We start from the raw sequence: 23,196 nt of genomic DNA, 5'->3' as shown, positions 1-23,196 counted from the left end.
GAACTGCTACGGCTTACCCGCCGGCTGCGCGGCCGCGGCCGGCGTGCCGGCAGCACGCGATCCGGCCAGCTGGTCCCACGCAATGGCGGCGCTCAGGAACACCTGGCCGTTGAGCTTACCCAGCAGATCGCTTTCCTTGAGCCGGTCCATGACCGGCCCCTTCACTTCGGCCAGGTGCATCAGCACGCCGCGCCGGTTCAGCGAACTGTTCAACTCTTCCAGCCCGAACAGCGCCGACGTGTCGATTGCATTCACGGCCGACAGCACCAGCACCAGATGGCGCGTGCCCGCATGGGCGACCAGTTCTTCGTCGATGCGCTCGTTGACTGCATCCACGTTGCCGAAGAACAGACCGGCATCGACGCGCAGCATCAGCAGACCCGGCGTCGTCTCGGCCGAATAGCGCTCGACATTGCGGAAGTGTTCGGTGCCATGGATGCGGCCCAGCACCGCGATGTGCGGCCGGCTGGCGCGCCAGATCAGCACGACCATCGACAGCGCCACGCCCACTAGCACCCCCGCTTCAACGCCGAGGATCAGCACCCCGCCGGCGGTGGCCAGCAGCGCCAGCGCATCGGCGCGGTCGTAATGCCAGGCGGTGCGCAGCGTCGACAGGTCGAGCATCCCGAGCACGGCCACGATGATCGTCGCAGCCAGCGTCGGCAGCGGCAGCAGCGCGAGCCAGCCGGTGGGCAGCACGAGCGCCAGCGCCAGCAGGCCGGCCGTGATCATGCTTGCCAGTTGCGTGTTGGCGCCGGCCGCGAAATTTACGGCAGAACGCGACATGCTCCCGGTGACGGGAAAGCCGCCCGTCAGTGCACTGCCGATATTCGCCGCGCCCAGGCCGACCAGCTCGCGGTTGCTCACCAGTTTCTCGCCGCCCCGCTTGAGCGCCAGCGCCTGCGCGCCGGACATGCTGATCAGGAACACCATGAAGCCGATCAAGAGCGCCGGTTGCAGCAAGGCTTGCCAGTGCTGCGACGACGTCGCCAGGTTCAGGCCCGGCAAACCGGTCGGCACGGCGCCCGTCGTGGCCACCCCCATCTGCACGAGACCCAGCTGCTGCACGAGGGCCATCGCGCCCAGCACGACGGCAATCGGCGCCAGCTTGGCCCCGACGTCGGCCGCCGCTGTCGGCACGCGCAACCGGCGCAGCAGCGGTGCGAGGTGGCTGCGCGCGGCCAGCAGCAGCACGAGCGAGCCCACGCCCAGCAGGATGCTCGGCGGGTGCGGCGTCATGCCGATTTCGATGGGGCCGCCCACCAGCGTGCGCAGTTGCCCCCACGCGATGACGATCGCCGAGCCGATGGTGAAGCCGCTCATCACGGGGCGTGAGAAAAAATTGGCAAGAAAGCCGATGCGCAGCAGCCCGCACAGCAGCAGGACCAGGCCGGACAGCAAAGCCAGTTGCGCGGCGAGCACGCCATACAGCGCGGTGCCGGGCGTGGCCAGGGGCGCCAGCGTGGACGCCGTCATCAGGGAAATGATCGCCATCGGCCCGACCGATTGCGTGGTGCTGGTGCCAAACAGCGCATACAGCAAGGGCGGGATGATGCTGGCGTAGATGCCGACCGCCGGCGGCAAGCCCGCCACCAGTGCATAGGCCATGCCCTGCGGGATCATCATCATCGCCACCACGATGCCGGCGCTGATATCGCCCGGCAGCGCGGCGCGCCGGTACGGGCGCAACCACTCAAGCATGGAAAGTCCTGGCCGGGACGGCCGACGGTAAAAAGAGCGCTAGCGTAGCATAATTACCCGTACCGGCAGGGCATCAGCCGGCCAGTGCCACGAGCCAGATGCCCGCCGCACCGATGGCCGCAGCCAGTGGCCGGCGCAGGCGCTCGCCCGGGATCGCGCCCAGCAGCATCAGCCCGGCGCTGGCCAGGATGAAGCCGGCGCCGCTGGCCATGCCGGTCAGTTCATTGCCGTGCGCGAGTCCATGCACAAAGGCGCAGGCGCCGACGGTGAGTACGGCCATCTGAGGCTGCTGCAGACGAGGCGCATACGCCGCCAACCCGCCCAGCAGCAGCACGGTCGCCGCGATCGACAGTTCGAGGGCCGGCAACACGACGCCGCCACTGCTGGCCGCGCCCAGCGCCATCATCACGAGGAACGTCGGCGCGAGCAGATAGCGGTGCTGCTGGCGGCTCCAGAGGCCCACGGCCAGTAACGCCAGCAAATGGTCGACGCCCGTTACCGGGTGCAGCAGGCCGGCCATGAAGCCGCTGTTGGGCGCGTGCCCGGGATGCGCGGCTGCCGGCAGCGCCAGTGTCAGGGCGGTCACGGCCACGCCCGCGCGGACGAAGTGGTGCCGGATGGTGTGGCGCAGCGCGCGCAAACTTGTCGTCATGGTCATCTCCCTGGTGTTATTGGTGGACTGCGTCGAGCAAGCCCTGCTCGCGGATGAACGCGACCACTTCTTGCACGCCCTCGCCCGTACGCATATTGGTAAACACGAAGGGCCGCTCGCCACGCTGACGCCGTGCATCGCTCGCCATCACCGACAAGTCGGCCCCGACATGCGGTGCCAGATCGGTCTTGTTGATGATCAGGAGGTCCGAGCGCGTGATGCCCGGCCCGCCCTTGCGCGGGATCTTCTCGCCGCCCGCGACGTCGATCACGTACAGCGTCAGGTCGGACAGCTCCGGGCTGAAGGTTGCAGCCAGGTTGTCGCCACCCGATTCGACCAGCACCAGCTCCAGGTCCGGAAAATCGGCCTGCAGGCGCGCGATGGCTTCCAGGTTGATCGACGCGTCTTCGCGGATCGCCGTGTGTGGGCAGCCGCCCGTCTCCACGCCCATCAGGCGTTCGGGCGCGAGCGCGCCGGCGCGCAGCAGGATGTCCATGTCCTCGCGCGTGTAGATATCGTTGGTGATCACGGCCATGTCGTAATCGTCGCGCATGTGGCGGCACAGCAGCTCGCACAGCGCGGTCTTGCCCGAGCCAACCGGCCCGCCAATGCCGACCCGCAGCGGATTGGATGTTGTCATGGTTCCTCCTTCGTCAACAATGATCAAGACCGGTACAGGCGGCCATGCTGGACTTCGTGGCGCATCGACAGCATCGACAGGCCGGGCGCCCAGTTCGACATTTCGTCGTCCGGCAAACCCCGCGCCAATTGGGCGGCGCGCTCGATGTCGGGCCGCAGCGACAGCAGCAGACGCTGGCCGGCGACCTGCCCTAGCGGCACCGATTTGACGCACACCAGCACCTGGTTCTCGACCCATGCGAACACCATCGCCAGCAGCGCTTCTTCGTGCGGAATATCGAGTCCGTCGACTGCGCAGGCAAACGCCAGCGGCAGCGTAACGTCCTCTCCGAGCGCGCGCGTGTCGGCCACGCCCAGCTCTGCGATCAGGCGACTCAGCGAATAGCCCATCTGGACCGATTCGGCGCGCAGTTCGGCCGTGTCGCGCGACGCCAGAAAGCACCCGCCCCACTGCGCGATCGTCTCGCTGTCGCGCGCGGCGAACGCTTTCAAAAGACGCCACAGCACAGGCGCATCCCAGCGCGCCACCACGTCATCGAGGTAGCGCACGATCCACGCGCGGGCGCTGTCGGCGTCCGTGACCAGGCCTTCTTCGAGCGCCGCTTCGAGACCCTGCGAATAGCTGTAGCCACCGATCGGCAAAGCCGGGCTGGCAAACTGCAGCAGGTGCAGCAGGCTGGCGGCGTTCATGCCGGCCCCGGTTCAACCGGCGTCACGTCCGACGGCCGGTGGATCTTCTGGCGCAGCGGCACCGGCGCCAGCAAGCCGCCCGGCCCCTGCTCGTGATGGTGACCGTGACCGCCACCATACGCGCCCGCCTCCGGCTCGAATTTGGCCAGTTCTTCACTGACCTCTGCCCCCAGCCCTGCGACCATCTCGCGCAGCACGGGATCGACACGGATGCGCAGCCAGCCCGCCCCCACCTGCGTCTGCGTATGGCGGTTCCCCAGGTGGAATGCGCAGCGCGCCAGCAACGTCGGGTCGCCGCAGCAGACGACATACGTTGGTTCCAGCGCAGCCTCGACGCGCACGATGCGCCCGCCTTCGCCCAGCAGCAGGTCGCCATCGCGCAGCACGGTGCCGCGCACGAGGAACAGCGCGACCTCTTCGCCCGAGGCCAGGCGTGCGCGCTGGCGGCAGCGCTCCCGTTGTTCGAACGGCAGCACCAGCGTGTCATGCACGACGTCGGCAGCAAGGATGCGGGTATGCAGGGAAATCATGGATGGCCTCTAGAACAGGAAGTAACGCTGCGCCAGCGGCAGCACGCTCGCCGCTTCGCAGACCAGCAGGCGGCCGTCGGCCCGCACTTCATAGGTTTCGGGATCGACTTCCATGTGCGGCGTGGCGCCGTTGTGGATCATGTCGCGCTTGCGCAGGCCGCGCGTGCCACGCACGGCGATCGTCGTCTTGGTCAGTCCCAGCGTGCCTGCGATGCCAGCGTCGAACGCACTCTGCGACACAAACGTAAACGATTTGCGCAGGCCGCCGCCGAACGCGCCGAACATGGGCCGGTAATGCACCGGCTGCGGCGTCGGGATCGATGCATTCGGGTCGCCCATCAGGCTTGCCGCGATCATGCCGCCCTTGACCACCATCGATGGCTTGACGCCGAAAAAGGCCGGCCGCCACAGCACGACGTCGGCGATCTTGCCCACCTCGAGCGAGCCGACGACATGCGCGATGCCGTGCGTGATGGCGGGATTGATCGTGTACTTGGCGATGTAGCGCTTGACGCGGGCATTGTCGTTGCGGCTGCTGTCGCCCGCCAACGCGCCGCGCTGGGTCTTCATCTTGTGCGCCGTCTGCCAGGTGCGCTGATCGTCTCGCCCACGCGGCCCATCGCCTGCGAGTCCGAAGACATCATCGAGATCGCGCCCAGGTCGTGCAGGATGTCCTCGGCGGCGATCGTCTCGCGCCGGATGCGCGACTCGGCAAACGCCACGTCTTCGGCAATCGCCGGGTCGAGGTGATGGCAGACCATCAGCATGTCCAGGTGCTCGTCGAGTGTATTGACCGTGAACGGGCGCGTGGGATTGGTCGACGACGGCAGCACGTTGTCGTAGCCCACGGCCGCGATGATGTCCGGGGCGTGGCCACCGCCCGCGCCCTCGGTGTGGAAAGTGTGGATCGTGCGGCCTTTGAACGCTGCCACGGTCGACTCCAGAAAACCCGCCTCGTTGAGCGTGTCGGAGTGCAGCGCCACCTGCACGTCCAGCCGTTCGGCCACCGACAGGCAGTTGTCGATCGCCGCGGGCGTGCTGCCCCAGTCCTCGTGCAGCTTCAGGCCCACGGCGCCGGCATGGACCTGCTCCTCGAGCGGGCCGGGCTGGCTGACGTTGCCCTTGCCGAAAAAGCCCAGGTTCATCGGGAACGCGTCGGCCGCCTGCAGCATCGAATGAATGTGCCAGGCACCCGGCGTGCAGGTCGTGGCGGCCGTGCCGACGGCCGGCCCGGTGCCGCCGCCCAGCATCGTCGTGATGCCCGAGTACAGCGCTTCGTCGATCTGCTGCGGGCAGATGAAGTGGATGTGCGTGTCGACGCCGCCGGCCGTGACGATCATGCCTTCGCCGGCGATGATCTCGGTCGCCCCGCCGATGGCCATCGTGACATCCGGCTGGATATCCGGGTTGCCGGCCTTGCCGATGGCCGCGATCAGGCCATCCTTGATGCCGATGTCCGCCTTGACGATGCCCCAGTGGTCAATGATGACGGCGTTAGTGATGACCGTGTCCATCACACCCTCGCGCAGGCGCTGCGACTGCCCCATGCCGTCGCGGATCACTTTACCGCCGCCGAACTTGACCTCTTCGCCGTAGGTCGCGAAGTCGCGTTCGATCTCGATCACGAGGTCGGTGTCGGCCAGGCGAATGCGGTCGCCCGTGGTCGGGCCATACATGTCGGCGTAGGCCTGGCGGCTGAGCGTGACCATCATGCGTCTCCCGATGACGCAGGCGCGGGCAGTGGCCCCGACACGCGGCCCTGGAAGCCGTGCACGATCCGCTCGCCCGCCAGGTCGACCAGTTCCACCGTGCGGCGCTGGCCCGGCTCGAAGCGCACTGCCGTGCCGGCCGCGATGTTCAGCCGCATGCCGAGCGTGCTATCCCGCTCGAACTGCAGCGCAGGATTGACTTCATGAAAGTGGTAGTGCGAGCCGACCTGCACCGGCCGGTCGCCCGCATTGGCCACGACCACAGTCAGCGTGCGCCGACCGACGTTGAGTTCGATGTCGCCGCCCTCGAGAAAGTATTCGCCTGGGATCACGCTGGGCCCCGTCTAGGGAATCGGATGGTGGACGGTCACGAGCTTGGTCCCGTCCGGGAACGTCGCCTCGACCTGGATATCGGGGATCATCTCGGGCACGCCCTCCATCACGTCGCCGCGCGCGAGGATCGTCGTGCCTTCGCTCATCAGCTCGGCCACGCTGCGGCCATCGCGCGCGCCTTCCATGATGGCGGCCGTGATCAAGGCCACGGCTTCGGGGTAATTGAGCTTGAGACCACGCGCACGCCGGCGTTCGGCCAGCAGCGCGGCAGTGAAGATCAGCAGCTTGTCTTTTTCGCGGGGCGTCAGGTCCATGGCGGGTCGGTTCCAGGTGAGCCAGTCTAGGTGAGCCAGATGCGCGGCGGGCACGCCGGGCGGTCGAGCAGATGGGGGCGCAGCAACGCCCACACCTGCGCCATGACGGCGCGCGCCGCTTCGCCGTCGTCGCCGAGATAACGCGCGACGAACACCGACTTCACCTGGCTCGAGGCCAGCTGCGGGTCGAGCGCGCGCACGTGCGCCTGCAGGGCGGCGGGCACGGGCCGACCGACAGCGAGAAAGGTCGCGCACACCGCATGGCCTCGCATGCCGAGGGGGCTGGCGATGCCATCCGGGGTCAGGATGCCCTGCTCCCACCACAGCAGACGGCCGTCCTGGCGGATACGCGTGCGCTGGCGGATCCGTCCGCGCGTAAACGCTTCACCAGCGGCAACGCGGCCAAAGCACAGCACTTCGCTGCCGATATAGGTGCTGCCGGCGGCGAGATCGACGTCATGTTCGAGGTCGACGCTGGCCGCGTCATAGAAGATGGTTTCCTGCGGCAGCCATTCGATGGCAGCGCTCGCGCCAACGCGCAGGCGCACCGCCTGCTGCGACACGCGGCCGTTGGCGCGGTACCACTTGGTCGCGCCGGGACTGGTGGCGAGCACGCTGCAAGCGGGGCCGGCGTCGACGTCGATCTCGAGCCGGTCGCCCCCGACCACGCCACCCGGCGGGTGCACGACGATCACGTGGCAGGCGCCCGGGCCTTCCGGATACAGCGCCTTCTGGACGCGCAGCGGCCCGCGGTGCGTGCGGCGCACGAGGCGCGTCGTGGCGCCATCGCGCACGAAGCCCAGCGCCAGGCTGGCTTGCCAGGCGGGGAAGACGGTGGGTGCATCGGTGGAGGTACAATCGCGCATGCTTGATGAAACAGCACGATGCGTGCCAGCGTCCTTACGTGGCGTGGGACGTCTGTTTTGCACGCGCCGCGCACTGCGAAGGTGCGCGCTGCACCCGAACGCGTCAGGACATCGCCAGCTCGATGCAGTTGCGGCCCGCCCGCTTGGCGCGCGCCAATGCAGCGTGGGTACGCACCGCCATCGAGTCGCCGCTCTCGCCCTCGCCCAGCTGGGCCACGCCGAGGCTGATGGTGACGTGGTCACACCCCGGTATCTCGACCTGCTCGATGGCCGCACGCAGCTTCTCGGCCATCTTCAGCGCGTCAATCGCGCTCGTGTGCGATGCGATCACCTGGAATTCCTCGCCGCCCGAGCGCACCAGCACATCGCTCCCGCGCAGCAGCGCGCGCGCCGTATCGGCCACCGTACGCAGTACCAGGTCGCCCACCGGGTGGCCGAAGGTATCGTTGATCTGGCTGAAGCGATCGATATCGAAGAGGATCAGCGCCAGCGGCAGCCGGTAGCGGCGTGCGCGCTTGATTTCCTGTTCCAGTAAACCTTCGCCGTGGCGACGGTTGGCCAGGTCGGTCAGGGCGTCGGTGGTGGCCAGGTGCGTGATGCGGGCCAGCAGCGCCTCGTTTTCGCGCGTGACCTCGGCCATGCGCAGGCCATGCGCGGCCAGCCCGGCCAGATCGTCCAGTGCCTGCAACTGCGCGGGCGAAAAAGGCTGCGCGTCGCCGAACAGCAGGCACAGGGAGCCCATCGGCCCGCCCGGTCCCTGCCCCGGGATCGGCACGCCGACGACCATGCGCGCGCCAAAGGTGTCCAGGCGCGCCGCCAGCGCCGGTTCTCCCGCCTTGTCGAGCGTATCGAGCAGCGTGAATTCGCCGGTCGCCGCCGCCAGCAGGCCGGGGAACGCATGGCGCAGGGGCGAGTGCAGCAAGCGGCCATCGTGCGCGAGCAGCGCCATCAGGTGCAGCCCTTCCACGCCCTGCTCGGCCTCGAGATGCAGGTCGCCATCGCGGTGCTGGAACAGCGCCGCATGCACGACGCCCGGCCAGCCGGCCAGCGCGGCGCACAGGTGCTCGGCAAAGCGCGCGCTGTCGTCGGCATCGGCCAGTGCCTGTTGACAGGCGCTGCGCACTGCCAGCAGCGTGCGCAGTTCAGTTTCCGATGGTGTGGGCAAGCCTGGGGCCGCGACACTGAAACCAGCGCGCATGCGCGCGGCCAGCAGCGCGCGGGTCTGCTGCGCGCGCAGCGGACCGATGGCGTAGTCGAGCGGACCGAAGGCCATCAGCGCCGGCAGCCAACGTGCATTCGTGAAAGGACACAGGACCAGCACCGGCGCGCCGGCGCGCTCGGCGACCAGGGCGCCCAGCGCCGCCAGGTCGATGGCGAGGTCGCAGCGTTCCAGGTCGAGCACGAGCAGGTCGGCCGGTTCGCGTGCCAGCAGCGCGCGCGCCTGCTCGGCCCCTGCCGCCACGCGCAGATTGGCGAACATGCCATCGCAGCCGTGCTGGAAATCGGCGCGGCGCTGGCCGACGGGATTGACGAAGACGCAGGTAAAGTCCTCGCGCGCGCCGTCTTCTTGATGCATGGTGATTCTCCAGAGGTAGGTCCAGCCGCGCCCTGTCGGCATGGCTGCACGGCAAGTTTGCCATAAGCGGGCGTGCCAAGCATAGCAATTGTCGTCCTGTGTGTGGGAGCGCACCGTCGCACCAGGGTGCGCGCCGAATACTCTTGCAAACGAAACCACACTCACGGGAGAACCACCATGGCACATCAAGACGACGTGGCAGCAAAGCAGCGCGCCATCCAGGAAGAGCAGGACGCACGCGACGCCAGGAAGAACGACTCCGAGAGCAAAGAAGCCGTCCAGACCGGGGTTGACCAGCCGGCGCCGCCGATGCCGGCGCAGCACCTGGCCAAGCCGGGACTCGAAGCCGATATGGAAAGCAAGCCGAAGTTCATGGCCGAGGGCTACAAAGGTAGCGGCAAGCTTGACGGCATGGCCGCCATCGTCACCGGCGCCGACTCGGGCATCGGACGCGCAGTCGCGGTGCTGTTCGCACGTGAAGGCGCCGATGTCGCCGTCATGTATCTGAACGAAGATGTCGACGCCGCAGAGACCAAGCGCTGCATCGAGGCCGAAGGCCGCCGCTGCATCACGATCGCGGGCGACGTCAAGGATCCGGCGTTCTGCAACGACGCCGTGCAGCAGGTGGTCAAGGAATTCGGCCGCCTGGACGTTCTGGTCAACAACGCCGCATTCCAGGAACACGCCGATTCGATCCTCGATATCACCGAAGAGCGGTTCGAGGAAACCTTCCGCACCAATATCTTCGGCTACTTCCACATGGCCAAGGCCGTCGTGCCGCACCTCAAGCGCGGCGCGTCGATCATCAATACGGGCTCGGTCACCGGCCTGAAAGGCTCGGCCAAGCTGATCGACTACTCGTCGACCAAGGGCGCGATCCACGCATTCACGATGTCGCTGGCCGGCAGCCTGCTCGACCAGGGCATCCGCGTGAACGCGGTGGCGCCAGGCCCTGTCTGGACGCCACTGAATCCGGCCGACAAGGGCCCGGACGACATCACCGAATTCGGCGCCAGCACCGACTACCGGCGCCCGGCCCAGCCTGAAGAACTCTCGCCCGCCTACGTGTTCCTGGCCTCGCCCGTGTGCTCGGGCTACATCACGGGCATCGTGCTGCCGGTGACCGGCGTCGTTGGCGAATAACGGACCCACAGCGAGGAGCAGGCAATGGCACGCAGCATGTGGAAGGGCGCGATCAGTTTCGGACTGGTCCACATTCCGGTCGATATGTACCCCGCGGTCGAGACCAAGGGGCTCGACCTGACGATGCTCGACCGGCGTGATTTTTCGCCGGTCGGATTCAAACGCTACAACAAGGGCAATGGCAAGGAAGTCGTCTGGGACGACATCGTCAAGGGCTACGAGTACGAGGACGGTGAATACGTCGTCCTGTCGGACGAAGACCTGCGCCGCGCCAATCCGGAAGCGACGCAGACGATCGACATCCAGGCCTTCGTCGACGCTGGCGATGTGCCGCTGATCTACTACGACCAGCCCTATTACCTGGCGCCCGGCAAGGGCGGCGCGAAAGTCTATGCGCTCTTGCGCGAGACGCTGCGCGAAGCGGGCAAGATCGGCATCGCGCACGTGGTCATCCGCGTCAAGCAGCATCTGGCGGCGCTGATCTGCGTGGGCGACACGATCGTGCTCAATACGCTGCGCTACCCGGACGAAATGCGCGACGCGGGTGAACTCAAGATCCCGTCGCCCAATTCCAAAACGGCTGCCGTCACCGTCAAGGAACTCAAGATGGCGATGGCCCTGGTCGAGGGCATGAGCGAAGACTGGGCGCCGGCACAGTACCACGACAGCTACCGCGAAGACGTGCTGGCCCTGGTCAAGAAGAAGATCAAGGCCAAGCAGACCAAGACCATCACGCAACCCGAGCCTGAGAAGGAAAAGCGCACCACCGGCAAGGTCATCGATCTGGTCGCCCTGCTCCAGGCCAGCCTTGGCAAGAAGCCGGCCAAGGCGGCGCTGGCCGACCTTGACGACGACGATGATGACGACGATCCGCCACCACGCAAATCGCGCAAGCCGGCCGACGACGAGGATAGCGAGGATGACCAGCCGCCGCCACGTGCGCGCAAGGCGGCGACAACGTCAGGGGCCCGTGCCACTGCTACCAAGGCAGCAGCTAAGCCGGCAGCCAAGAAGGCAGCGGCGAAAGCCAGCACCAAGGCGCCTGCGCGCAAGAAGGCGGCGTGAGGATGGACGGATTCATCGACTTTCTCCAATGGCCTGCGATGGCCGTCAGCCTGATTGCCGCCTACCTGGTCGGCGCCAAGCGCGCCGAGCGCCGCATCCTGGGCTTCTGGACCTTCATCTTCAGCAATGTGCTGTGGATCGTCTGGGGCCTGCACGACGAAGCGTGGGCGCTCATCGCGCTGCAGGTGGCGCTGATGGCGATGAACGTGCGCGGCATCTTCCGGAACGAAGCCTAGCGTACCGCGCGTTCCCTCACCCTCAGGGCACGAACCCGAGCTGCTTCATCGCTTTGGTCAGTGTCTTCGCCGCCGTGGCATAGTCCTGCCACGGCGTATTCCCCACATCCAGCCGCTCGTGCACATTGGCAATCGTCCACTGGTCGCTAGAAGTCAGTTTATCCAGCTCATCCCAGCCCAGCGGCACTGAAATCCCCAGCCCCGGGCGCGAACGCGCCGACCATGCCGCCACCGTCGTTGCCCCCTGCCCGTTGCGCAGGTAATCGATGAAGATTTTACCGACCCGGTTTTTCGGTCCGCTCTTGAAGGCGAAGCGCTCCGGTAGCGTTTGCGCCATGTGGTGCACGATCGCCTGCGAGAAGCGCTTGACCGTGTCCCAGTCATGGTTGCCCTTGATCGGCACCACGACGTGCAGGCCCTTGCCGCCGCTGGTTTTCAGGAACGCAGGCAAACCCAGTTCGTCGAGGAAGGCATGCATCAGCTGCGCTGCTTCCTGCATCTCGGGCCACTTGATGCCGTCGCCGGGATCGAGGTCGAACACCATCCGGTTCGGTTTCTGGTAACTGCCCTTGAACGCGTTCTGGGTATGGATCTCCACCACGTTCCACTGGGCCGACGACAGGATACCCAGCGGCGTGGCCACTTCGAGCATGGGCGGGTGCTCGGTGTCGAGCGCCTGGTCCAGGTCGCGCAGACCGGGCATCTTGCGCACGTCGACGTGCTTCTGGAAAAACAGCTCGCCGCCCACGCCCTCGGGCGCACGCACGAGCGAGACCGGGCGCCCTTTCAGATGTTCCATCATCAGGTCGCCCACCAGCGCGTAATAACGCACCAGCGCCAGCTTGGTGGTGCCCGACGCCTTGTCGATTACACGCTCGCCGTTGGTGATCTTCAGCGATGCGGGCAGCTTGCCCTGTGCGGCCACTGGCTCGTCATCGGTAACGACGTCCTCCACCGGGAGCGCCTGCTCCCGGGTGATGTTCCTGGCCGGCTTGTCCTTGCGCAGCCCCTGAAACACCGGATGGCGCACGGCGCCGCCGCTCGTCCAGTCCGAGAAACTCACTTCCGCCACCAGCACCGGCTTGACCCAGTGGTGCGCGCGCCCCGGCACGGCGCGCGGCGGGAACGGGCTCGTGTCGGTACGCAGGGCTTCGAGTTGTTCGGCGATGCTGGTCAGGGTCGCGTGGTTGAAGCCCGAGCCGACGTTGCCGGCGTAGCGCAGCACGCCGTCTTCGTCATGGACTCCGAGCAGCAGCGCGCCGATGCCGGTGCGCGCGCCCTTCGGATCGGTGAAGCCGCCGATGACGAATTCCTGGCGCCGGCCGCATTTGAGCTTGATCCAGTCGGGAGAACGGCGCGACACATAGCGGGCGTCGCGCCGCTTGCCGATCACGCCTTCGAGGCCGATCTTGCAGGCGGCGACGATCAGTTCGTCCGGCTTGGCGCCGAATTCGGCGGAAAACCGCACCTTCTCCGATCCGGCATTCTGAAGCACCTGTTCAAGCACCGTGCGCCGGTCGACCAGCGGCATCTCGCGCAGATCGTGGCCGTCGAAGTACGGAATATCGAACAGGAAGTAATCGATGTCGACGGCGCCGTTGCCGTCGAACGCTGCCTGCAGCAGGCCGAAATCGGGTTTGCCGGCGTCGTCATGGACGACGATCTCGCCGTCGTACCAGCCGTCAGGCAGCGCCATGCGTTCCAGCTCCTCCTTCAGCGGCGTCAGTTTGTCGGTCCAGTCGTTGGCGTTGCGCGTGATGAGACGCACGGCGCCCTCCTCGATGCGCGCGAGCATGCGGTAGCCGTCGAACTTGACTTCGAACAGCCAATTTTCGGGGTCGGGCGGCGGTGCATCGACAAGGGTGGCCAGTTCAGGCGAGAATTTCGCAGGGAGCGGCGACGTGGCGTCTTGCGTCGCCGCGCGCTTTGCCGGCTCCTTTTTTGCTGCCGCTTTTTTGGCGGGTGCTTTTTTGGCGGGTGCCTTCTTTGCAGGTGCCGCCTTCGCTTCCTCGCGCAGCGCCTCGACCTTCTGCGCCGCGCGCTTCGGCATCGACAATGCCTTCACGCTGTCGGGCAGTTCGTCGACCAGCGAGAATTCTTCGGCCGGACGCGCGTAATCGTCTTTCTCCTTGATCAGCAGCCATGGCGGCTGCTTTTCGCCACGGCCCTTCATCCGCACGAGCGTCCAGCGGCCGTGCATCTTGTGACCGTGCAGCGCGAACTTGATGCTGCCCTTGGCAAAGCCCGCGCGCGGATCTTCCAGCGGCTCCCAGGTGCCCTTGTCCCAGATGATCACCTTGCCGGCGCCGTACTGCTTGGCCGGAATCGTGCCTTCGAAGTCCGAGTACGAGATCGGGTGGTCCTCGACCTCCACGGCCATCCGTTTGTCATGCGTGTCGTAGCTGGGGCCTTTCGGCACGGCCCAGCTTTTCATTGTGCCGTCGAGCTCGAGCCGGAAATCGTAGTGCAGACGGCTGGCCCAGTGCTTCTGGATCACGAAGGTGAGCACGTCCTGTCCCGCCTTCCCGCCATCGGCCGGCTCGGTCGTGATATCGAAATTGCGTTTGGCTTTGTAGGCTTTGAGCGCGTCCGTCATGGCAACCTCTGGGAAATTCGATGATTGCCAGCGTAGCCCCGTGGCGCGCCGCGGACTGTACGGCAACTCACGCTGACAGGGGCTGTTATGATTACCGCAAGCCGCCAACCGCGAAAGGACACCATGCAGCGAATCGTTTTTCTCGACCGTGACAGCCTGCGCGCCAATGTCCGCGTGCCCGCCTTCGAACATGCATGGGAGGACCATGCCGCCACCGCCGTCGAGGATGTCGTGGCGCGTCTGGCCGGGGCCACCGTGGCCATCACCAACAAGGTGCCGTTGCGGGCCGACGCCATCGCCCGCCTGCCCGACCTGAAGATGGTCGCCATCGCCGCGACCGGCACCGACAATGTCGACCTGGCGGCCTGCCGCGCGGCCGGCATCGTGGTTTCAAATATCCGCAATTATTCGCTGGTGTCGGTGCCCGAGCACTGCTTCACGCTGATCCTGGCGCTGCGCCGCAATCTGCGCGCCTACGCGGCCGACGTCGAGGCAGGCAAGTGGGAAACCTCGAGCCGCTTTTGCCTGCTCGACCATCCGATTGGCGATCTGGCCGGCACGCGCCTGGGCATCGTCGGCTACGGCGCGCTGGGCCGGCAAGTGGCCAGCATCGCACGCGCTTTCGGGATGGAGGTCGTCGCCACCTCGCGCTCGCCGATCACGGACACGGACGTCACGGAACTGCCGCTGGACGAATTGCTGGCCACCTCGCAGGTCGTGAGCCTGCACCTGCCGTTGACCGACGCCACGCGCCACATGATCGGCGCGCGCGAACTCGCTCTGATGCAGCCCGGCGCGCTGTTGATCAACACGGCGCGCGGCGGCCTGGTCGATGAGGCGGCGCTGGCCAATGTGCTGATGGAAGGCCGCATCGCCGCCGGCTTTGATGTCCTGAGCGAAGAGCCGCCCTGCTCGAACAATCCGCTGCTGCGCCTGCGCCTGCCGCACTTCCTGCTCACGCCGCACATCGCCTGGGCCAGTTTTGGTGCGATGCAGACGCTGGCCGATATGCTGGTCGATAATATCGAGGCGTGGCATGCCGGCACGCCGATCAACGTCGTCTAGGGCGCGGGGCTGACCGCGGGCGCCAGGGCCTCGGGCGCTTTTTGCGGCAGTTCGAGCAAAAAGGCGGTGCCGGCATCCGGCAGGCTCACGACGCGGATCGTCCCGCCCATCAGCGTGGTGACGATGTTGTAGACGATGTTCAGTCCCAGGCCGGTGCCGCCCTGGCCCATGCGGGTCGTGAAGAACGGATCGAAGATGCGGCCCAGGTGGGCCGGGTCGATGCCGCGGCCGTCGTCGCGGAACGTGAGCGCGACGCGGCCGTCGGTTTCCAGCGCCGTCAGCGTCATGACGCCGCCCGGGCCGTCGAACGCATGCAGCATCGCGTTGTTGACGAAGTTGATGATCACCTGGCCCAGCGGGCCAGGAAAACTGTCCATCGCAATCCCGGCCGGCACGTCGATGTCGAGCCGGTGCCCGGCGAGGCGCACCGTATTCATCAGGGTCGCGCCGATTTCATGGCAGGCCTGGGCCAGGTCGAACCGGCGCCGCTGGGCACTGGCCTGGTCGACCGACACCTGGCGGAAGCTGCTTACCAGCTCGGCCGCATTGTGCAGGCTGCGCACGATCAGCTGCGACGCGTCGCGCGCCGCGCCCATGTAGTCGGCCAGGTCGGACCGCTTGAGCGTGGTCGCCTCGAACTGCGCCGCGACCGCATGCGTGCGTTCCTGCAGCGTGCTGGCCATGAGAAGACTGTTGCCGATCGGCGTATTGAGTTCGTGCGCCACACCGGCCACGAGCGAGCCCAGTGATGCCAGACGTTCCTGCGCCGCCAGCTGCACCTGGGTTTCCTTCAGGCGCGCGTAGGCTTCGGCATTGTCCATGGCCACGCCGACGTAGGCGGCGAGTGTACCGAGCATGTCGAGGTGGACCTGGCCGTAGGCGCTCGGCTCCAGGCTTTGCACCGTCAGTGCGCCCAGCACGCGCTCGCCCGCCGTCACCGGCACGCATAGCAGCGAGCGCGGCATCGGCAGCGCAGTCGCCGGTGCGGTCAGCGCCACCCCGGCAGCCAAATCGGGCGCGCCGGGCAGACATGCGGGCAATTCGGTGTCGACGTCCGCCAGCAGGAATGCCCGGTTTTCGGCCACGCAGCGCGCCAGCAGGTGCCCGGCCGGGTCGAAGGCCAGCTCGCGCGGGGTCTCGCGCCGGCCGAACGCCATTGCGAACGGCAGCTCGAGCACACCGCGCTCGCCCTGGCGCAGCGCGACGGCAAACAGCGGCGCATCCATCAGCGCCTTGACGTGCTGGTACAGCGTCAGCATGATCGCCTCGTGGTCGAGGTTCGTGGTCAGCATGCGTCCCATCTCGGACAGCAGCGCGATATTGCGGTGCGCGCGCTCGACCGATTCCTTCTGGCGTTCAACCTCGCGCTTGCCCCGTTCGGCCGCTTCCTTCTGCAGCAGCAGCTCGCCGGTGCGGGCGTCGACTTCGCGCGCGAGCAAGCCCTGGCGCGTCACGAGCGCGCCGATGCGCAGCCGATAGGCGAGGTACGACAGCGTCACCACCAGCGCCACGGCCAGCGTACGGAACCACCATGTCTTCCAGTACGGCGGCGTGATCGTGATCGCGAGCGTGGCTGCCTCCTTGCTCCAGAGCCCATCCTTGTTGCTGGCCCGGACCCGGAACACGTAATGCCCGGGATCGAGATTGGTGTAGGTGGCAAAGCGCCGCCCCGCTCCGGTATTGACCCAGTTGGCGTCGAAGCCTTCGAGCTGGTAGGCGTACAGATTGCCCATCGGGTCGGCGTAGTGCAGCGCCGCGAATTCGAGCGAGATCACGGTATCGCGGTGCGACAGCGTGATCTCCCGTTGCGCCGTCAGGTTGTGGATGCCGCGCGAGCGGTTCAGCACCTGCAGGTCGGTAATCGCCACCGTCGGCGGGAACGGATTGTCGTGCACATCGGCCGGGTTGAACGAGGTGACGCCGCTGACACCGCCGAAGTGCAGCTGCCCGTCGGCGCCGCGCCGGCCGGCGCCCACGAAATAGGCGCCGTCGATCAGGCCATCCTTGGCGTTATAACTTTTGGTCTGGCCGGTGACCGGATCGACGCGCGTGATGCCGGCGGTCGTGCTGACCCAGATGATGCCGTCGTTGTCTTCGAGGATGGCGCCGATCGACTGCGCGTCCTGGCTGCTGAACGGGTAGTAGCGAAACGACGTGCGTCCGCCAGCCTGCCCCATCCGGTGCAAGCCCCCGGCAGTGCCCACCCACAGGTCGCCGGCCCTGGACTCGAGCAGGTGATACACGCGGCTGTGGCGCAGGCTCGTGCTGTCGTTCGGGTCATGGCGAAAGCGGCTGAACGTGCCGCTGACGGGGTCGAAGCGCTCCAGGCCCGATTCGGTGCCGATCCACAGCACGCCGCGCCGGTCCTCGACCAGGGCAAACCCGTAGTTGTCGCCCAGGCTCGTCGCGTCGCCCGGCACGTTGCGCCAGTTGCGCGCGATCGTGGCGCCAGGCGCGACGGCCGACAGGCCATCGCGCGTCATCACCCACAGCGTGCCGTCGCGGCCCTCACGCAGTGCCTGTACATGGTTGGCGCCCGGGCTCTGGCCCAATTCGACCCGCCCCATGCGCCCGCGCGCATCGCGCCACGCGAGGCCCGTGGGCCCGCCGATCCAGAGCCGCTCGCCGGCCTGCGCCAGCGCGGTGACGACCTTGCCCGTGAACGCGTCGGTGCCGAAGTGGCGGGTCGTGCGCGAGGCCGGATCGAGCAGCATCAGGCCATCACCGCTGGTGCCCAGCCACAGGCGCCCGGCCGGGTCGTCGACGATCGCGCGCACCCTGGCGCGGCCCATCCCTTCCGTTTCGCCAAAACGCGCAAAGCCCCCGCTGGCCAGGTCGGTGCGGTTGATCCCGCCAAAATACGTGCCGACCCACAGCGTCCCGGTGCGGTCGACCAGCAACGCCGACACCATGTTGTCGGACAGGCTGTGCCGGTCCTGCGGCAGATGACTGTAGCCTGTGAACCGGCCAGTGGACGGATCGAGCCACTTCAGGCCATCGGCCGAGGTGCCGACCCACAGCTGCGCGCCGTTGTCGTGGTACAGCGTGCGGATACGCGCGCCGCGCATGCCGTCGGCAGCACCGATCCGGCGCCGCTGCGGCACATCGCCCTCGATGCGCCACGCCTCGAGGCCCGCTGCGGTACCGATCCACAGCGTCTGGCGCGGCCCCATCGACAGCGCCAGCACGGCATTGCGCTCGGCGTCATCGGGCGGCGCCATCGTGAAACGCGTGACCTGGCCGCTCGCCGGGTCGAGCCGGTCCAGGCCTGCGGCAGTGCCGACCCATAGCGCCCCGCGCCCGTCGAATGCCAGTGCGTTGACGCGGTTGTCGCGCAGGCTCGCCGGGTTGTCCGGATCGGATACATGGTTGCGCTGCTGACCCGTGTGCGGGTCGAAGCGCACCACGCCGTCATTGGTTGCGAGCCACAGCGCGCCATCGGGCCCGGGCACGATCGCCGCCACCGAACGCTTGACGGTGCGACCCGGCTGGGTGAGCGCAAACCGCTCGAAACGCCCGGTCGCCGGATCGTGCCGCGCCAGCCCGCCCTTGGTACCGAACCAGAGGCGCCCGGCCGGATCTTCGTACGAGGCCGAGATGAAGTTGTCGGGGATGCTGGCCGGATCATTGGCGTCGTTGCGGAAGATGACGAGCCGGTAGCCGTCGTAGCGGTGCAGGCCGGCCTGGGTACCGAACCAGATGAAGCCCTGGCGGTCCTGCAGGATGCTCATCACCGAGTGCTGCGACAAGCCTTCTTCGACCGACAGGCGCTCGAAGCGCAGATTGCGTTGGTTGGCGTCGGCCGGCAACGCCAGCGCGAGCAGCAGGAAGAAGGTGAAACGAAACAGGCCGCTACAGGCAGCCCAGGTAGAACCTGGCATGGTCATCCGATCGATTTGCGCTGCAACCAATCTACCAGAGGACTTTGTTGCCGTGAAATAATTTGAGTCTTCCCGAAATAAAATGTCGCTGCTATAATGCGTGCCTCGGGCGGCTGTAGCTCAGCTGGATAGAGTACTTGGCTACGAACCAAGGGGTCGTGGGTTCGATTCCTGCCAGCCGCACCAGAAGATACGAAGGGCCAGATCGCGAGATCTGGCCCTTTTTCTTGGTCGCCGTATTTGTTGCAGACTGATGGACATGTCTGGCGGAATATGGCTTCCGACAGAGCACCTACTGACTGGCAGATGAATCAGCATTACATGAGCATAATCACCCTTTGCCAAGATGCTCACTGCCCGCTATAATGCTCGCATTGGGCGGCTGTAGCTCAGCTGGATAGAGTACTTGGCTACGAACCAAGGGGTCGTGGGTTCGATTCCTGCCAGCCGCACCAAACCTTTTCAAGATAAGGGCACTTCGCAAGAAGTGCCCTTATTGCATTTGGGCTCGTGTCACACGCTTCTCCCAATACACTCCCCGACAATGACCACCCTCCATCCGCAACCCGATGAACACGGTGCGCCGGTACGTCTCGCGCACCCGTCAACGCCAACAACCACCGCCACTTGGGATGACCCGGCCAGCATCGCCACCGTGATCCCACTCGGCGCCCTGCCCCCGTCGCTGAACGACGTGCCGTTTGCGCCCTGGCTCGACATCCCGGCCAGCACCGCCGACTGGCAGGTGGTCCCCGGCCAGGCCGACATCGACGAGCCACCCTTCGCCGTGCCCGCAGGATTCGCGCCTGCTGCAGGCGTGGTGATCGTGGAAGACGATGGCCGTGTGTGGGCCGTCGCTCCCTCCAATGCTTTCGGCGGATATGACGCCACCTTCCCCAAGGGCCGTGTCGACCCGGACATCAGCCTGCAGGCAACGGCCATCCGCGAAGCGTTCGAGGAATCCGGCCTGCGCGTGCAGATAGTGCGGCATCTGATCGACTGCCGGCGCACGCAGACGGTAACGCGCTACTACCTGGCGCAGCGGCTGGGCGGCAATCCGGCGCTGATGGGCTGGGAAAGCCAGGCCGTGCACCTGGTGCCGATGGCGCTGCTGGAGACGGTGCTGGGCAATCCCAACGATGCAGTTATCATCGACGCCCTGCGACGAATCTGAAGCCTCGCCGACGCCGGTAGAAACAAAGTCCCGATAGAAGTTTGCCAAGATCAGCACACCCCGCTATAATGCGTGCCTCGGGCGGCTGTAGCTCAGCTGGATAGAGTACTTGGCTACGAACCAAGGGGTCGTGGGTTCGATTCCTGCCAGCCGCACCAAAGTTTCAAAGAGAATGGCTCAGAAGAAATTCTGAGCCATTTTTCTTTTGCGCGTCAGTTTCTGCTACTTCCAGATCGGTCGAGACGTTTCCCGGTGCGGGACCACACTGAAACACGGCAGACTTTGCCAATCCGGCACATGCTGCTATAATGCGTGCTTCGGGCGGCTGTAGCTCAGCTGGATAGAGTACTTGGCTACGAACCAAGGGGTCGTGGGTTCGATTCCTGCCAGCCGCACCAAAGTTTCAAGAGAATGGCTCAGAAGAAATTCTGAGCCATTTTTCTTTGCGCCCTGGTTTTTTACATCGCCATCGACATCACCACGTCATCTAGAGGACAGGCTTGCCCTGCCCCGCCAGACGACGCATCACACTCAGGTACGCAGCTTCTTGATGATGCTGCGGCTACCCAGGATTTCCTCGATCTGCTCGAAGCGCACCGGCTTGACCATGTGGTGATCAAATCCCGACTCGAACGCCAGCTGGCGGTCTTTTTCCTGACCCCAGCCCGTGACGGCGATCAGCACGGTCAGCGCCCCGGTCGGCAGCTTGCGGATCCCGCGCGCCAGGTCGTAACCGGACATGTGCGGCAGGCCGATATCCAGGAAGGCGTAGTCCGGGCAGAAACGCGCGGCGGCGGCCAGCGCATCGGGTCCGTTGTGCGTGATGACCACGCTGTGCCCCATGGCCGTGAGCAGCGCGCCGATGCTGTTGACGAAATCGACGTTGTCGTCGGCCAGCAGGATGCGATAGCTCTCGGCACTGATGAACGCGGCCGGGGTCGGCTTGGTGGGCGGCTCCGGTTCAACGACGATCGGCAGGCGCACGACGAAGCGACTGCCATGGCCGAGGCCTTCGCTGTGCGCCGTGATCGTGCCGCCATGCAGCTCGACAAGCTTGCGCGCCAGCGACAGGCCCACGCCCAGGCCGGCATTGCTGCGTTCAAGCGTCGAGTCGACCTGCACGAACATGTCGAACACCGAGTCGAGCATCTCCGGCGCCAGGCCGATGCCGGTATCGGCCACTTCGAGGATCAGGGTGTTCTCGTCCACCTCGCCCTTGAGCACGACGCGTCCGCCCCGGTTGGTGTACTTGGCCGCATTGTTGAGCAGGTTCGACAGCACCTGGGCCAGGCGCGTCGCATCGCCATGCAGGAACACGGGGCGGTCGGGCAATTCGAGCACCAGCTCATGCCCATGCAGTTCGATGTAGGAGCGCACCACTTCGAGTGCATCGTTGACGACGGCCTTGAGTTCCACCCGGCCCATCTTGATCGTGAACTTGCCGGTATTGATGCGCGAGACGTCCAGCAGGTCGTCCACCAGACGCACCATCTGGCGCAGCTGGCGTTCCATGATGTCGGTCGCGCGCTGGGTTGCCTGGGCGTCGCCGCTGCGGATGCGCAGGATATCCAGCCCCGTGCGGATCGGCGCCAGCGGATTGCGCAGTTCGTGCGCCAGCGTGGCGAGGAACTCGTCCTTGCGGCGGTCGGCCACGATCAGCGCGCCCTCGGCCTTCTGGCGCACGTCCATCTCGTGCTCGAGCGTGCGGTTGGCCGTCTGCAGCGCGTCCGAGCGACGACCGATCTCGGCCAGCATGTCGTTGAAGGCTTCGACCAGTACGCCGATTTCGCCCTTCTGGTGGCCCGGAACGCGCAGGCTGAAATCGCGCCGCAGCATGACCTGGCGCGCGATATCGGTCACCGCTTCGAGCGGGCGCGTGATCGATGCTTGCAGGCGCGAGGCCACGATGGCGGCAATCACGAGTGCGCCCAGCAGCACGCCGCCAAGGATCGCACCATAGCTTAGCGCCCGGTCCAGCACGCCGTAGCGTGAACGCAGGTAGACGGTCCCGACCCGGTCGCCATTTTCGACGATGTCGTGGTACATGACGACTTCGCCGCGCTCGATGCGATAGCCGGCTGGCTCTGGCCGCTCGGGCAGGCTGGCCTTGACGCCGCTGCGCACGTAGGTGGCAAAGCGCGTGCCATTGGCGGTGAATACGGCCGCGGCCACGATCTGCGGGCGCACCCGCAGCAGGGTCAGGCTCTGCGCCACGTCGGCCGGGTCGTTGAACGAGACCGCCGGTGCGGTTACGCTGGCGACGATGTCGGCCTGGGTGGTCAGATCGTCGATCCAGTAGCGCTGGAAGGTGCGCAGGTCGAGCAACAGCATGGCGATACCCGCGCACAGCAACGCCACTGCGGTGGTGGACACCGCCATGAGGATCAATTTGCTGCGCACGGAGCCGGTATCGTGCATAGACATCACGTGGCTCCTTTTTGCACACGGTTCGCTACCGTCAGCAGGCGCGAACTGAGCTTCACATTCTTCTTTTCCGCCGCATCGAGGGAGACGTCGAAACGCACCCGATCATCGACGATCGTAAAATTGATGACGCTGCCGCTGCGCAGCCCGCCATCGCACTCGGTCACGGTCAGCTGCGCATTGGCGGCGCGCAGCAGGCGCGCGGCGCGTGCGTTATCCTCGCCGGCAACGAACAACACGTGCAGCGGCTGCGCCAGATCCTGCTCGCGCAGCGCGCGCACCGTGATCATGCGCCCGGCCACCAGGCGCCCGGCGGCGATCCGGGTCAGCTCGGCCGCCATGTCGTCGGCGCCGACCACGCCAATGCTCACCGGCGTGGTCGCATCGGCAAACGAGCCGGCCGGAAAATCGGCATACCCCAGAAACTTGTACAAAAAAGCGGCCTTGACACGTCGTTCGAGTACGGGCGCAGCGTCGACCACGATCGCGTGCGCAGGCTGGCCAAGGCCGAGGCTGGCCAGCAGCGGCAGCATCAGGGCCAGGCACGCCCTGCGGCGCGGCAGACAAGCTGGTTGATTGATAGTCATGAAATCCATTCGCAC

General features: G+C 66.4%; 18 protein-coding genes, 4 tRNA genes and 1 pseudogene. 9 read left to right on the top strand and 14 right to left on the bottom strand.

Going from position 1 to position 23,196, the window contains the following annotated elements; genetic code table 11:
- Window positions 1-6: 6 nt before the first annotated feature.
- The 10 genes and pseudogenes from NX775_RS21145 to NX775_RS21100 form a co-directional block, all read right to left on the bottom strand.
- Window positions 7-1,701, bottom strand: coding sequence for a SulP family inorganic anion transporter (locus NX775_RS21145; RefSeq protein WP_258837754.1), 1,695 nt, complete (start codon window positions 1,699-1,701; stop codon window positions 7-9).
- A gap of 73 nt (window positions 1,702-1,774) precedes the next feature.
- Window positions 1,775-2,353, bottom strand: a complete 579-nt coding sequence (locus tag NX775_RS21140; RefSeq protein ID WP_258837753.1) for a HupE/UreJ family protein — start codon at window positions 2,351-2,353, stop codon at window positions 1,775-1,777.
- A 16-nt stretch (window positions 2,354-2,369) separates the two neighbouring features.
- A complete protein-coding gene (gene ureG / locus NX775_RS21135; RefSeq protein WP_258837752.1) occupies window positions 2,370-2,993 on the bottom strand; it encodes an urease accessory protein UreG in 624 nt (207 codons plus the stop codon).
- 23 nt (window positions 2,994-3,016) lie between these two features.
- Window positions 3,017-3,682: an urease accessory protein UreF gene (locus NX775_RS21130; protein WP_258837751.1), complete on the bottom strand. Its 666-nt coding sequence runs from the start codon at window positions 3,680-3,682 to the stop codon at window positions 3,017-3,019.
- Window positions 3,679-4,212, bottom strand: coding sequence for an urease accessory protein UreE (gene ureE, locus NX775_RS21125; RefSeq protein WP_258837750.1), 534 nt, complete (start codon window positions 4,210-4,212; stop codon window positions 3,679-3,681). Before ureE ends, NX775_RS21130 begins: the two co-directional genes overlap by 4 nt.
- A gap of 9 nt (window positions 4,213-4,221) precedes the next feature.
- Window positions 4,222-5,921: pseudogene (ureC, locus tag NX775_RS21120) on the bottom strand (urease subunit alpha).
- Window positions 5,921-6,253 carry an urease subunit beta gene (locus tag NX775_RS21115; RefSeq protein ID WP_258837749.1) on the bottom strand — a complete coding sequence of 111 codons (333 nt, stop codon included), beginning with the start codon at window positions 6,251-6,253 and terminating at the stop codon, window positions 5,921-5,923. Before NX775_RS21115 ends, ureC begins: the two are co-directional and overlap by 1 nt.
- 12 nt (window positions 6,254-6,265) lie before the next feature.
- Complete coding sequence (locus NX775_RS21110; RefSeq protein ID WP_183551533.1) at window positions 6,266-6,568, bottom strand: urease subunit gamma; 303 nt, start codon at window positions 6,566-6,568, stop codon at window positions 6,266-6,268.
- 26 nt (window positions 6,569-6,594) lie between these two features.
- Window positions 6,595-7,434 (bottom strand): urease accessory protein UreD, encoded by an 840-nt coding sequence (locus NX775_RS21105; protein ID WP_258837748.1) that lies wholly within the window; start codon window positions 7,432-7,434, stop codon window positions 6,595-6,597.
- A gap of 103 nt (window positions 7,435-7,537) precedes the next feature.
- Window positions 7,538-9,010: a GGDEF domain-containing protein gene (locus NX775_RS21100; RefSeq protein WP_258837747.1), complete on the bottom strand. Its 1,473-nt coding sequence runs from the start codon at window positions 9,008-9,010 to the stop codon at window positions 7,538-7,540.
- Window positions 9,011-9,187: 177 nt separating this feature from the next.
- Here NX775_RS21100 and NX775_RS21095 point away from each other — a divergent pair, with 177 nt between their 5' ends.
- Genes NX775_RS21095 through NX775_RS21085 form a run of 3 tightly spaced genes read left to right on the top strand, consistent with a single transcriptional unit; the run spans window position 9,188 to window position 11,454 of the window.
- Entirely contained in the window at window positions 9,188-10,153 is a 966-nt protein-coding gene (locus tag NX775_RS21095) for an SDR family oxidoreductase (RefSeq protein ID WP_258837746.1), read from the top strand.
- Window positions 10,154-10,177: 24 nt separating this feature from the next.
- Window positions 10,178-11,218, top strand: coding sequence for a non-homologous end joining protein Ku (gene ku, locus NX775_RS21090; RefSeq protein WP_258837745.1), 1,041 nt, complete (start codon window positions 10,178-10,180; stop codon window positions 11,216-11,218).
- Window positions 11,219-11,220: 2 nt separating this feature from the next.
- The gene (locus NX775_RS21085; protein WP_258837744.1) at window positions 11,221-11,454 is read left to right on the top strand and encodes a hypothetical protein; all 234 of its coding nucleotides are present in this window, start codon (window positions 11,221-11,223) and stop codon (window positions 11,452-11,454) included.
- Window positions 11,455-11,476: 22 nt separating this feature from the next.
- Here the strand turns inward: NX775_RS21085 and ligD are convergent, their stop codons facing one another.
- Window positions 11,477-14,050 (bottom strand): DNA ligase D, encoded by a 2,574-nt coding sequence (ligD, locus tag NX775_RS21080; RefSeq protein WP_258837743.1) that lies wholly within the window; start codon window positions 14,048-14,050, stop codon window positions 11,477-11,479.
- Between the two features lie 123 nt (window positions 14,051-14,173).
- On the opposite strand from ligD, the gene NX775_RS21075 reads away from it, so the two are divergent.
- Window positions 14,174-15,115 (top strand): D-2-hydroxyacid dehydrogenase, encoded by a 942-nt coding sequence (locus NX775_RS21075; RefSeq protein ID WP_258837742.1) that lies wholly within the window; start codon window positions 14,174-14,176, stop codon window positions 15,113-15,115.
- Here NX775_RS21075 and NX775_RS21070 read toward each other — a convergent pair.
- Entirely contained in the window at window positions 15,112-18,996 is a 3,885-nt protein-coding gene (locus tag NX775_RS21070; RefSeq protein WP_258837741.1) for a sensor histidine kinase, read from the bottom strand. The two genes, NX775_RS21075 and NX775_RS21070, sit on opposite strands and share 4 nt — an antisense overlap.
- Before the next feature lie 109 nt (window positions 18,997-19,105).
- On the opposite strand from NX775_RS21070, the gene NX775_RS21065 reads away from it, so the two are divergent.
- The 5 genes from NX775_RS21065 (at window position 19,106) to NX775_RS21045 (ending at window position 20,568) form a co-directional block, all read left to right on the top strand.
- A tRNA-Arg gene (locus tag NX775_RS21065) sits at window positions 19,106-19,182 on the top strand.
- Window positions 19,183-19,374: 192 nt separating this feature from the next.
- A tRNA-Arg gene (locus tag NX775_RS21060) sits at window positions 19,375-19,451 on the top strand.
- A gap of 89 nt (window positions 19,452-19,540) precedes the next feature.
- Window positions 19,541-20,170 carry an NUDIX hydrolase gene (locus NX775_RS21055; RefSeq protein WP_258837740.1) on the top strand — a complete coding sequence of 210 codons (630 nt, stop codon included), beginning with the start codon at window positions 19,541-19,543 and terminating at the stop codon, window positions 20,168-20,170.
- 81 nt (window positions 20,171-20,251) lie between these two features.
- Window positions 20,252-20,328: transfer RNA gene (locus NX775_RS21050), tRNA-Arg, on the top strand.
- A 163-nt stretch (window positions 20,329-20,491) separates the two neighbouring features.
- Window positions 20,492-20,568: transfer RNA gene (locus NX775_RS21045), tRNA-Arg, on the top strand.
- Between the two features lie 133 nt (window positions 20,569-20,701).
- Here NX775_RS21045 and NX775_RS21040 read toward each other — a convergent pair.
- Both NX775_RS21040 and NX775_RS21035 read right to left on the bottom strand, forming a co-directional pair.
- Window positions 20,702-22,594 (bottom strand): sensor histidine kinase, YfiR-like protein-associated, encoded by a 1,893-nt coding sequence (locus NX775_RS21040; RefSeq protein WP_258837739.1) that lies wholly within the window; start codon window positions 22,592-22,594, stop codon window positions 20,702-20,704.
- Complete coding sequence (locus NX775_RS21035) at window positions 22,594-23,181, bottom strand: TOL_0243 family YfiR-like periplasmic protein (protein ID WP_258837738.1); 588 nt, start codon at window positions 23,179-23,181, stop codon at window positions 22,594-22,596. Before NX775_RS21035 ends, NX775_RS21040 begins: the two co-directional genes overlap by 1 nt.
- Between the last annotated feature and the right edge of the window lie 15 nt (window positions 23,182-23,196).

The organism is Massilia aurea (genome assembly GCF_024753205.1).
GTDB classification, from domain to species: Bacteria; Pseudomonadota; Gammaproteobacteria; order Burkholderiales; family Burkholderiaceae_D; genus Telluria; species Telluria aurea.
The sequence above is the reverse complement of the archived record's forward strand: the minus strand, read 5'-3'. Positions and strand labels throughout refer to the sequence as shown.

What these genes read in the sequence shown, in the direction of transcription:
- NX775_RS21145 (WP_258837754.1), bottom strand. Translation starts at nt 1,701, where the DNA reads ATGCTTGAGTGGTTGCGCCCGTACCGGCGCGCCGCGCTGCCGGGCGAT.
- NX775_RS21140 (WP_258837753.1), bottom strand. Translation starts at nt 2,353, where the DNA reads ATGACGACAAGTTTGCGCGCGCTGCGCCACACCATCCGGCACCACTTC.
- ureG (WP_258837752.1), bottom strand. Translation starts at nt 2,993, where the DNA reads ATGACAACATCCAATCCGCTGCGGGTCGGCATTGGCGGGCCGGTTGGC.
- NX775_RS21130 (WP_258837751.1), bottom strand. Translation starts at nt 3,682, where the DNA reads ATGAACGCCGCCAGCCTGCTGCACCTGCTGCAGTTTGCCAGCCCGGCT.
- ureE (WP_258837750.1), bottom strand. Translation starts at nt 4,212, where the DNA reads ATGATTTCCCTGCATACCCGCATCCTTGCTGCCGACGTCGTGCATGAC.
- NX775_RS21110 (WP_183551533.1), bottom strand. Translation starts at nt 6,568, where the DNA reads ATGGACCTGACGCCCCGCGAAAAAGACAAGCTGCTGATCTTCACTGCC.
- NX775_RS21105 (WP_258837748.1), bottom strand. Translation starts at nt 7,434, where the DNA reads ATGCGCGATTGTACCTCCACCGATGCACCCACCGTCTTCCCCGCCTGG.
- NX775_RS21100 (WP_258837747.1), bottom strand. Translation starts at nt 9,010, where the DNA reads ATGCATCAAGAAGACGGCGCGCGCGAGGACTTTACCTGCGTCTTCGTC.
- NX775_RS21095 (WP_258837746.1), top strand. Translation starts at nt 9,188, where the DNA reads ATGGCACATCAAGACGACGTGGCAGCAAAGCAGCGCGCCATCCAGGAA.
- ku (WP_258837745.1), top strand. Translation starts at nt 10,178, where the DNA reads ATGGCACGCAGCATGTGGAAGGGCGCGATCAGTTTCGGACTGGTCCAC.
- NX775_RS21085 (WP_258837744.1), top strand. Translation starts at nt 11,221, where the DNA reads ATGGACGGATTCATCGACTTTCTCCAATGGCCTGCGATGGCCGTCAGC.
- ligD (WP_258837743.1), bottom strand. Translation starts at nt 14,050, where the DNA reads ATGACGGACGCGCTCAAAGCCTACAAAGCCAAACGCAATTTCGATATC.
- NX775_RS21075 (WP_258837742.1), top strand. Translation starts at nt 14,174, where the DNA reads ATGCAGCGAATCGTTTTTCTCGACCGTGACAGCCTGCGCGCCAATGTC.
- NX775_RS21070 (WP_258837741.1), bottom strand. Translation starts at nt 18,996, where the DNA reads ATGCCAGGTTCTACCTGGGCTGCCTGTAGCGGCCTGTTTCGTTTCACC.
- NX775_RS21055 (WP_258837740.1), top strand. Translation starts at nt 19,541, where the DNA reads ATGACCACCCTCCATCCGCAACCCGATGAACACGGTGCGCCGGTACGT.
- NX775_RS21040 (WP_258837739.1), bottom strand. Translation starts at nt 22,594, where the DNA reads ATGTCTATGCACGATACCGGCTCCGTGCGCAGCAAATTGATCCTCATG.
- NX775_RS21035 (WP_258837738.1), bottom strand. Translation starts at nt 23,181, where the DNA reads ATGACTATCAATCAACCAGCTTGTCTGCCGCGCCGCAGGGCGTGCCTG.